Raw genomic sequence first — 9,266 nt, 5'->3', positions numbered from 1 at the left:
CCACCGACGATGCCGGTCTTGTTGCCGTTTAGAATGCCTGAGACGACATTGCCGCTCAGGATGTTGTTGCCGCTGAGCACGTCGTTCAGCGCGGTGATCTTGCCAAGGTCGATGGACGGCGAAACATTGATCAGGCGGCTCGAATTGCCTCCCCAGCCGCCCGAACCTCCGCACCCACAACCTGCCTCGGCGGCTCCAACGGACGATGCAACTGCAACAGCGGCGAAAATAACAGTGAACTTGTTCATGAAAGCTACTCCCGTTTGATGATGGAGATGGCTTCCGTCTTCTGTGGTCTACCTCTTGCTTAACAATATATGAACACTTCATCCGCTCAAGTCTTTATCCAGTTTCGGTGCTTCAATCAAAAATTAACAATAATCATTATGCATAACCGACATGATTAACTTGCTTATCACAACGGACGATGACGAGACCGGTCAACTCGAATGCCGCTCAGCAATGGCCGATCGGAAATGCAAAAAGCCCGCCCCGGCGTGAGCCGAAGCGGGCAGCGGTCGGTCCTGGAAATGAGAGCCACGCCGCGCCAGGTCCACCTGTCTCGGTAATTCCGTCAGGCAGCAGCCAACAGACGACGCGGTGCCAACAGCTACTCCTCCACCCCCGGTTTGAATCTCCGCACCACAAACTCGAACAGCACGTCCGAAATCCACATCGCACAGACGCCGATCAGGAAGGCGGCCGCCAGCGTGGTGGTGTCGTCGGCGGGATCGGGCATCGGCAGGCCGGCGATCCTGGCGTAGGAAACCGCCGGCAGCGTCAGATAAGCTGCCGCAAGCGCACCGCAGATCGGCGAGGCCACCATTTCGCGCAGCTTGTAGCGATGCCGCGACAGCGCGCGCAGAACGCCGCCGGCGAGACCCGCCGCCACGACCGGTCCCTTGATGCCGAGCAGGTCGAAAAGATCGTTCATCATGGCCTCCAGCCGCAAAGTTTCTGGCCCTTTTCGTTGTGAGCCAGGATCGCCGCCACCGACGCGTCGGAAAGGGCCGCCGCCTCTGCCCTTGTCGGCCGGATGGGATGCCCGGCCGCGCAGAACGATCCACCTGATGTGGTGCAGCCGGCCAGCAGGAGCGAGAGCGCTATGATTTTGACCATCTGGCCAGCCTCCCTCTGTTGTCGTCCGGCGCCCGGCCGGCGACGGCATCGTCGATCTCCTGGGCTTCGGTGCGCGCCGCGGCGTCGGCGGCATCCTGCCTGGCCTTCTGGTTGGCCTTGCCCTTGGCGTAGGCCGTCCAGACACCGGCGAGCGCGGCGCCCATTGCCAGAAGATACGGCCAGGCCTGGCCAAGCAGCGCGAAAGCGAGTGTTCCCATCTCATGTCTCCTTGGCCGGCGCGACCATGCCGCGCGGCCCGTCACGCACCGCGTTGATGATGATCTTGGCAAGGGCAATGGCGCCGCTGATCTGAAGGGCAGTGCGGTCGCTCACGCCGAGCAGCGTCCAGTCAAAGCCGGCGAGCGCGCCGCCGCAGATGATGGCGATCAGCGTGTTGAGGAGATTGTGCAGCGCATTGGTGTTGAACCATGTCATCGAAACAGGCTCCCGAAAAAATCGGCGATCTGATGCCGGACGGCCGCGAGCGCTCCGGCCATGAGAACGAGGATGCCGGCCACGGCAGCCGTCTTGCCGCCGGGCGTCGGCTGCTCGAGACGAACCGACGGCGCCCCATTGGCCGATGTTTCGACCCTGGGCGGCGCCGCCGCGGTCACCGGTGCGGCGGGGCGCTGCGCCGACATCAGCAGGGCCTGAACCCGCACCGACCTGACCCGATCCGACCAGCCGCGCCCGAATGTTGCCCATGTCGGCAACCGCTTCAGGAACGCCAGCCGCGCATCGCAAAGTGCATCGATGGTCACACCGGCCGGCTTTGCCTTGGCCGCCGCGACGGTGACCGGTCCGATCCGGCCGTCCTGCGCAACGCCGACGGCCGCCTGCAGATATTTGGCCGCCCGGCCAGGCCCGCTGTTGACGGCGAAATCGAATACCGCGTGATCGACGCCATCGGGCAACTCGGCGCCGAGCACAGCGTCCCAGTAGAAGCGGCGATAAACGGTGGCGACCTGCGCGTCGCTGATCGCGCGCAGATCCGCCTTTGTCGCGCCCGCCTTCACATAGCGGCGGAAGCTGGCAAGCGTCACGCCCTTCATGGTGGCGCCGCCAGGATCAGACGGATTGTCCGACCACCCGCCTTCCGATTTGAGAACAAGCGCAAGCGCCCGCGCGAAGTTGCGGTCCATGGTGTTTCCTTTCCTCATTGAACTATGGTCGGGGGAGACCGTTGGAGGAACCTCACGGTCTAGGAAATGCGAGGCGGGAAGCGCGGGCGCTTCAGTCGATGAGCGATGCGATGATCAGGAAGTCCGCAGTCGGAGAAAACCTTGAACCGGGCAAGCCGTGGATATGAGTCACGCACCTTGCCAGAGGCAGGGCCGGCGCGTTTACTTTCGGCTGCTGATTCCAGCTCGTAAGGAACCGAGATGATCTTGGAAGCTATTCGGAACGTGCGCGATGTTGGCTTTGAAATTCTTACCGCCGGCAGAAGAACGGTAACAGTCCGGAACATCACGCTGTCTTTGGATGGCGTTTCCCGCCGCATGCGGTACGTGATGGCCAGAGGTTACGAGGATCAAGATGCGGCTCTTGCTTTGCGCTTCCTGAGTCGCCACGACAAGGTTCTGGAGGCCGGCAGCGCGATCGGCTTCATGGCGTTGAACTGCATGATCGACATCGGCATCGATGACTACTGCATGGTCGAAGCAAACCCTCGCCTAGAGGCATCCATCCGCGAGAATTTTCGCCTCAATGGGATAAGCTTGCCCATTCTTAGGACCGTCGCTGTAGGTCCGTCCGACGGTTCTATCAGCTTCGGTATAAGCCGAAATTTCTGGTCGTCCAGCGCGTTGCCTCGAGACAACGAAGTCGAACGACTCACAATACCTATGCTCTCAATCCCGACAATCGTTTCAGACCTGCCGTTTAGGCCAACCGTCTTAATCATGGATATCGAAGGCGCCGAAACGAGCATTCCGCCAAACCATTTTGAGTTATTTGAAAAACTCATCATCGAGTTCCACCCCAAATTGACCGGCCCTGCCGAAGCGCTGGAGTTGGAGCGGAACATAACCAGGCGTGGATTTACAGAGTTTGGCCGAACTGGGGGAACAATCGCGTTTATAAAAGGCGCAGTGATAGCCGATTCGAGGTGAGACAGCCGTGAGACCAATTGCTTTCATTGCCATTGCCGTCGGACTTGGAGCTGTCATGACTATCGGCGTCCTAACATTCGCTACTCCCAAGGCTCCCAAAGCCGTGCCGAAGCTGGCAGAAATAAAGGACATCAAAGGTCGACTGACCGTGCTCACCGCTAGTTCGTTCGAGGTGAATGGCACTTCCATCGTTCTCTGTGGAGTTAGGCCATCAGGTACGACGTCTGCGGAAAAAGTAGCCCAGAGCGTTAGGCTTTCTTATGAAAATGCCTATGTGAAATGTAAGCCTGTTGGCGGCGGCACCCCATGCGATGGGAAGACGGTGGCAACCTTGGGTAGATTTGTCGTAGCGCAATGCAAGATTAACGGGGCGCTTGACTTGGCAACGGCGTTGACAGACTCCGGCATTCTTTGCGGGACAATCCCTACGTACAAGTCCTGCTAGAACCATGTCGCACTATTACGCAAAAACGCAAAGTATTCCCATTGCGACGCAGTCGACTTTTGCTGAAAAACTGAAGACAATTTACGCCGCCTCTGCCGTCATCGCAATGAGTCTGCAAAGTGTCTATCTGCCTCAATTCGGGGTAGCCGCCTTTTGCTACCTCGGGCTTCTCATGCTGATCCCGCTATTAAATGCGCCGGTCAAGGCGAATTCTTTTTGGATCGTTGCTTTCCTACTAGTCGGGATGTGCGGAACTTTCACCGAAGATGGCGGCACTAAAGCAGTCCTAGGCACTATTGGCAGCAGCTTGGCTCTCATCCTCGTTCCAGCTTGCTTTGCCAGAGACAGTCGTCCTTTGTTGGTTGGTTTGCGATGGGCGATCGCTGCGCACGCGCTTATGGTCCTGTTCCAGATTTTCTATTTCGTGGCGTTCCGAACTTATTTTGACCCGCTTGCAAGTCTTGGCCTTGGTGATCAGACGGTCATGAGTAAGAAAGGACTTGAGCTTGCCGTCGGCAGAGTGCCGCGCTTTGCAGGCTTGTCGAATGAACCGGGTACCCATTCGACTATGATCGCAAGCCTGCTTGCTGGCGAGTATGCCCTCTCGCGCAAGCTCTCTAAGGTCTCAATTTTAGGCATTCTTTCAGCGATCGCGACGATGTCGCTGGGCGGCATGATGTTCGTCGCAATGTTCTGCGGAATTGTTGGGCTCCACCAATTTTTTGCCGTTCGAAGATGGAGGATTCTTGTCGCCGCCGGCGGCATAGCGCTGCTTTCAATCACTATATATTGGGCATTGCTGAATCTTGAAACAAGATCGCAACTCTATATCGAAGGCACGCAGCACGATCAGATGATGGAGTGGGCATTTTCCTACCAGCGGATAACGTTGTTTGGCCTAAGCGAAAATCAGATACCGATGTTCTTCACATTTGGCTATCTCGGCGTTGGCCTCGACTTTCTGCTCCGATACGGCTTATGGGCAGTTATAGGGATTGCCATGTATTTGTTGAGCTTGCCGCTCTTGGGCATTGGCCTGTCGATTGTGTTGTTGGCCACAAAATTGAAGCTGACGTATCCTCTAGTTTTCGTCATCCTCGCAACGATCAACTTAGGCATGACGCAGTACCCTTACGCAAAGTTGCGAATTCATCCTAGGCTTCGAAATCCCCTGACCAGCCGATAGCCGAACTGACAACCCACAGTCCTACCGTATAGGCCTCCAGGGTTACACGCTCGCCGGGATCGAGAATGAGATATTTGCCTGCACCGCCGCCCTTGATCGTGTCCGTCCCGTTGGGCTCGATGTTCATGACATGGGTTGCGTGTACTCCGGCAAAGCCGATCCGAAGGCCAGGCACGGCAGGCGGCAGCGTATGTGTGCACGTCGCGCCGGCGCCGTTGTTGTGGCAGAGTGCCCGGTTGTGAAGCCCGGACAGCGTTGTGTTAACGCTCAGATTGATCGGCACACTCGACGTCCCCTGCAGGCCGGGATTGTTGCCGCCAATAAACCTGGTCACGGTGCCGGCCGTGATGGAACTGCCGGTGCCATCGCCAACCCATTCCGTCATGTCAAAGCCATCGACCAGCATTTCGTCTATCGCGCCGCCGGTGGTTACCCGAAAGGCAACGCCAATGGAGGTCGGGTTCTTCAGGGCGATGTCCCTGAGACTGGCTTTGCGCAGCCGTTGGCCCACCGAAAGATTGAACCGGACGCCATGCGACTGGGTGTTTCCCCTGATGCCAGAAAGGCTAAGGCTCGCCGGTGTCACTACGTTCGCAACGACAATGGCGTCGGTCGAGCAGTTCATCAACGTGCCCGGGCCGATCGCAAGTGGCGTCTGGTAGGGCGCGGCGATTACGGCTGTGGCACCTGACGTTCCGCCCGTGATAGTCTCGCCAGCCCGAAAGATGCCGGCCGAACCGCGCACATAGATGCGCTGGGTCGCGCTGTTTGCCGTTTTGGCAATCGCAGAGGTGCCTCCAGTGATTGTTTCAGCGGCCTGAAACGTTCCGCTTATCGGCAAGACCCTCAGCACGTTGGCAAAGAAGTCGACCAAGATGCCCGTCGCGCCGGATGAACCGCCTGTCACCGTCTCACCGAGTTCATAGTCGAGGGTTGAACCGGTAATGACGATTTCAAAATGTTGGAACCGCAGGGTTCCGGTCGAGCCAGAGGTGCCGCCGCTGATCGTTTCGCTAATCGCAAACGATCCAACTTGCGAGCTGAGGGCGAACTGATATTCGCCGTTTGGTTCCAATTGCAGGGCTGTGTTGTAGCGATCGATGTACCAGTTATCGAGCCGGCCCGACTGAATCTGAACGCCGAAGACGTTACCGGCAGAACTACCGGAGAGCCGGTTGCCGATTGCCTTGACATTCGAAATGACGATCTCGCTGTTGGCGTCAGTCGCAGCTACGCCAATCAGACAGTCATTCGCCACCACGTTAGTTATGATCCCTCGCGGATCTCGCGCACCGGTCATCTCCACCCAGACACCGGCGGAGGGGCTGTCGAGATGTGCATCGGCGAAAACCCCGTCGACCAACACGTCGGTGGTGTTTAGATTCCCCGTATAGGTCAACACGACACCGTCGCGTTTGCACTTCGCCGACCGGATGTTGCGCAGGATCGGCTTGCGGACGCCGGCCACGTAAACCGTGTCGCCAAACTCGCCGCCGGTTGGCGTGACGATGTTATAGCCGTCAATGTCCTCAATCGTCGGGCTGTCGACACAGAGCGCCATCACACCGGCAAGGCCGAGATTACGGACTTTCACGCCGCGGATTGTCGGCCGCTTCCGGCGTGCACCAGTGGAGAGGCCGACGCGAATACCGATAGAAGCCTGGTAGCCGGCATGTGATCCACCATCAATCGTGAGGTCCCCGTCTATCAGGACGTCATCGGCAGCGATATCGATGACGGGATGGTGGCCGGTAACGGCACCGACTGGCGCGCGCAGGATCAGGGCAGAGCCGCCCAGGCATTCGACGCGCTTCTTCGCTGTCGAGATCGTATGGTTGCCGTCGGTCTGGTAGGAGCCGTCAATCAGCACATGCGGATAGCTGCCCGCGAGCAGTGCACTGATAGCAGCCGTGGCATTCACACCGCCACCACGCGCCCCGAGCATTGATGCCGTCACCGGGGTTGAGGCGAGCGTATAGCCTGTTTTCGTCATGCCATCGCTCAGCGTGATCACCAAATCCCCGACATTCGTTCCATTCTTGCGGTACACAGCGCCGCTGCCTGCCACCTGAGAGCTGTCGTAGAAGGCGGTGCGGATGTATGTGGGCGCAACCGCCGGCGAGTATGCCTCCGCAGTCGCCTTTGTCGCGAATTGCGGATCGAGCACGGTCGTCATGGCGCCCGTCGCTACGTCCGCCGCGGCCTGGGCCTGGTCGATGATGCCTTGCGCGGCTGCCTGGATATCGCCGACGGTGTCGTCGGACTGGTAGAACGACAGCACAATGTCGTCGGTGCCGATCACAGGGTTCAGCGTCTGGAAGGCGAAGCTGCACTCACCCCGTCAACCATTTTCTGAGAAAAAATTCCTAGTCTGGTCGAAACTCCCGCGCTGAGCGACGCTGGCAAAGCGCATAAAACCCTGCTTTTGCCGGCGGCTGGTCATAAGCCGGCAGGTGTGAAATCATTCGTCGAAGCTCATGGAATGATTCCCGTCGCACGGCCTTGTGGGAGAGGACGATGGACAGACCAGCCATGGCATCCGTGTTCAGGATGCGACATGCACCAGCCACGGTTTCCGGCGTGTGCAGCACCGGCCAGGGTCAGGCCGATCCAGTCATCCGCGTGCATTCGCTGGGCGAAGCCATCCGTTTCGTCGCCAACGCCTACCCCCAATACGACGTCGGCGCCGTCGCCATCAGCTGTGGGGATGTTTCGATCGGCAGCCTCGGCAACCTGGAGGTCAAGGCGCTGTGGCGCGAATATGGCGAACGGCTGACGCAGGAATAGGCGTTCGCCCGCAGACTTTCTGGAGCGGAAATGCCGCTCGTGCGTTTCAACCCCAGCCACGGGAGCAATCGCCATGAATGTCGCCAACCTGCAACTCGAAGGCCTGTTGATGGCCGTCGCCTCGATCAATCGTCTCCTGGTTCAAAAGGGGGTGCTGACGGCGGAGGAAATCGACCTGGCCCTGCGCAAGACCGAGGCCGGCGAAACCAACGAGGAACGATCCGAAGGCATGTCCGCATCCAGCCGCGACGCCGTCAACTTTCCGATCCGGCTGCTGGAACTCGCCAACCAGTGCCAGCCGGAGGCGGAGCTGCCGTCCTTCTCAAAGCTGGCCCGCATGGTCGGCAAGATAAAGGAACCCTACAACGACCAGCTGTGAACGGTGCCGGCGGGCCGGCATGCGTCCGCGGTGGCCCACTGCCCTCGCCTCAAGCCCTGCCCGGCCATCCCAAATTGAGCGAAAGCACCTTGCCCGGTCCATGTACCGCCGCAAACAGCAGTCCGGCCAGGAACGAAAAATGGTCGATGAAGAAGCCGAACTCGGCCTGGTTGCCGGCCCAGTGGCTGGGTCCGTGGAAGGCAAGGGCCAGGAACAGCACATAGGCGGCGGCGACAAGGGCCGCCTGCGTGAAGAAGGCGCCGGTCAGGAAGCACAGCACCAGCGCGACTTCCAGGATCGCCGCGCACCAGGCCAGGAACAGCGGAAACGGAAAGCCGGCGGCGGCGATATAGCCGGCGGTGGCCGCCATGCCCATGAATTTGAACGTCACCGCCATCAGGAAGACGCCGGCGAAAATCAGCCGGGCGATGAGAAGGGCCGCGGTCTGCCACGGCGATTGAGTGATTTGCGACGACATGCTCGTTCTCCAGCTTTGCAGGTTGCTCGCTCCTAGGACGCGCGACGGACGCCAGATCCGACACACCAGGCCAATTTTTCTCGACAGGGCGCTTGCCGCGGGTCGAAGCAGGCTTCGAAGCCTCACACCGACGGCAAGGAGCGATCTTCGGTTTGCCGGCCGACGGTATAGCGTTGCTCGCTCAAAGGGGGAAACGGACATGGCCAAGGCATTGACCATTGGCGCACCGCGGCATCCGGCGATGAGCACCGCCTACGAACAGGAATGCAGGGATATGCTGGCTCCGCATCTCGACGCCCTGCTCCGCAAGGTCGAGGCTGCCGGCTGGGACCGCGGGCAGGCCACCTCGGCGCTCATGTATCTCGCCGCGATGCGGCTGAAGCCGGCCTGACGACACGCCGGCCCGAACGGCTTTCCGGCGCATCGCGCGATTGAAACTTGTTGGTAATCACGAATGTGATATTGTTAGCCGGGGCTAATGCAGCGGTGTGCCGGTGCAGCAATTTTGGGTGGGCTGAAATTTGCGAACAAGCGTCAGGTTTGGGGCGATACCTCGTGGCGTGGGGTCGGCGACGCTGGAATGCAGCGGCTGCGGCGGCGCTGGCCAGGTCTTCCAATGTCCGCGCTGGACGAGTTCCAACGGCCATTGTTGCCCTGCCGGCACCCACCGGCGCGGCTGCCCCGGCCTCAGCGCGGCATGCTCCGAATGTGACGGCGACCACGCTGCCGACGCCGACCCGATGCGGCCATCGGCCTGATAC

General features: G+C 59.7%; 15 protein-coding genes. 6 read left to right on the top strand and 9 right to left on the bottom strand.

Translation table 11 applies throughout. From position 1 onward, the window contains the following. From EN991_RS11880 to EN991_RS11855, 6 genes are all read right to left on the bottom strand, one after another. Nucleotides 1–248 (bottom strand): hypothetical protein (locus EN991_RS11880; RefSeq protein ID WP_127368808.1); only part of this gene is annotated, 248 nt, incomplete at its 3' end. A 362-nt stretch (nt 249–610) separates the two neighbouring features. Beyond that, complete coding sequence (locus tag EN991_RS11875) at nt 611–934, bottom strand: hypothetical protein (protein ID WP_013530789.1); 324 nt, start codon at nt 932–934, stop codon at nt 611–613. After that, complete coding sequence (locus EN991_RS11870; RefSeq protein ID WP_013530788.1) at nt 934–1,119, bottom strand: hypothetical protein; 186 nt, start codon at nt 1,117–1,119, stop codon at nt 934–936. Before EN991_RS11870 ends, EN991_RS11875 begins: the two co-directional genes overlap by 1 nt. Next, entirely contained in the window at nt 1,104–1,337 is a 234-nt protein-coding gene (locus tag EN991_RS11865) for a phage-related exported protein (protein ID WP_013530787.1), read from the bottom strand. The genes EN991_RS11870 and EN991_RS11865 overlap by 16 nt, the downstream gene beginning before the upstream one ends. A 1-nt stretch (nt 1,338) precedes the next feature. Next, nucleotides 1,339–1,554 carry a hypothetical protein gene (locus tag EN991_RS11860; protein WP_063168557.1) on the bottom strand — a complete coding sequence of 72 codons (216 nt, stop codon included), beginning with the start codon at nt 1,552–1,554 and terminating at the stop codon, nt 1,339–1,341. Then, nucleotides 1,551–2,261 carry a glycosyl hydrolase 108 family protein gene (locus tag EN991_RS11855; RefSeq protein WP_127368807.1) on the bottom strand — a complete coding sequence of 237 codons (711 nt, stop codon included), beginning with the start codon at nt 2,259–2,261 and terminating at the stop codon, nt 1,551–1,553. The genes EN991_RS11860 and EN991_RS11855 overlap by 4 nt, the downstream gene beginning before the upstream one ends. 240 nt (nt 2,262–2,501) lie before the next feature. Here EN991_RS11855 and EN991_RS11850 point away from each other — a divergent pair, with 240 nt between their 5' ends. From EN991_RS11850 to EN991_RS11840, 3 genes are read left to right on the top strand one after another with little or no spacing between them, the layout of a single operon-like run. Beyond that, on the top strand, nt 2,502–3,230 hold the full coding sequence (locus EN991_RS11850) for an FkbM family methyltransferase (RefSeq protein WP_013530784.1): 729 nt from the start codon (nt 2,502–2,504) through the stop codon (nt 3,228–3,230). Nucleotides 3,231–3,285: 55 nt separating this feature from the next. Continuing rightward, nucleotides 3,286–3,675 (top strand): hypothetical protein, encoded by a 390-nt coding sequence (locus tag EN991_RS11845; RefSeq protein WP_013530783.1) that lies wholly within the window; start codon nt 3,286–3,288, stop codon nt 3,673–3,675. 4 nt (nt 3,676–3,679) lie between these two features. Continuing rightward, nucleotides 3,680–4,861, top strand: coding sequence for a hypothetical protein (locus tag EN991_RS11840; RefSeq protein ID WP_013530782.1), 1,182 nt, complete (start codon nt 3,680–3,682; stop codon nt 4,859–4,861). Here EN991_RS11840 and EN991_RS11835 read toward each other — a convergent pair. After that, nucleotides 4,830–7,163: a hypothetical protein gene (locus EN991_RS11835; RefSeq protein ID WP_127368806.1), complete on the bottom strand. Its 2,334-nt coding sequence runs from the start codon at nt 7,161–7,163 to the stop codon at nt 4,830–4,832. The two genes, EN991_RS11840 and EN991_RS11835, sit on opposite strands and share 32 nt — an antisense overlap. Nucleotides 7,164–7,378: 215 nt before the next feature. On the opposite strand from EN991_RS11835, the gene EN991_RS11830 reads away from it, so the two are divergent. Next, nucleotides 7,379–7,648 (top strand): hypothetical protein, encoded by a 270-nt coding sequence (locus EN991_RS11830; protein WP_127368805.1) that lies wholly within the window; start codon nt 7,379–7,381, stop codon nt 7,646–7,648. A gap of 73 nt (nt 7,649–7,721) precedes the next feature. Beyond that, nucleotides 7,722–8,027: a hypothetical protein gene (locus tag EN991_RS11825; protein WP_013530780.1), complete on the top strand. Its 306-nt coding sequence runs from the start codon at nt 7,722–7,724 to the stop codon at nt 8,025–8,027. Nucleotides 8,028–8,076: 49 nt separating this feature from the next. On the opposite strand, the gene EN991_RS11820 is transcribed toward EN991_RS11825, so the two are convergent. Beyond that, nucleotides 8,077–8,505: a DoxX family protein gene (locus EN991_RS11820; RefSeq protein WP_063168563.1), complete on the bottom strand. Its 429-nt coding sequence runs from the start codon at nt 8,503–8,505 to the stop codon at nt 8,077–8,079. Between the two features lie 199 nt (nt 8,506–8,704). Here EN991_RS11820 and EN991_RS11815 point away from each other — a divergent pair, with 199 nt between their 5' ends. Beyond that, nucleotides 8,705–8,896 carry a hypothetical protein gene (locus tag EN991_RS11815; protein ID WP_127368804.1) on the top strand — a complete coding sequence of 64 codons (192 nt, stop codon included), beginning with the start codon at nt 8,705–8,707 and terminating at the stop codon, nt 8,894–8,896. A gap of 84 nt (nt 8,897–8,980) precedes the next feature. On the opposite strand, the gene EN991_RS40305 is transcribed toward EN991_RS11815, so the two are convergent. Then, nucleotides 8,981–9,266: hypothetical protein (locus tag EN991_RS40305; RefSeq protein WP_206519192.1), on the bottom strand; the 286-nt coding region annotated here is incomplete at its 5' end.

Origin of the sequence: Mesorhizobium sp. M7A.F.Ca.US.005.03.2.1 (assembly GCF_003997795.1) — a bacterium.
Lineage (GTDB): Bacteria > Pseudomonadota > Alphaproteobacteria > Rhizobiales > Rhizobiaceae > Mesorhizobium > Mesorhizobium ciceri.
The sequence above is the reverse complement of the archived record's forward strand: the minus strand, read 5'-3'. Positions and strand labels throughout refer to the sequence as shown.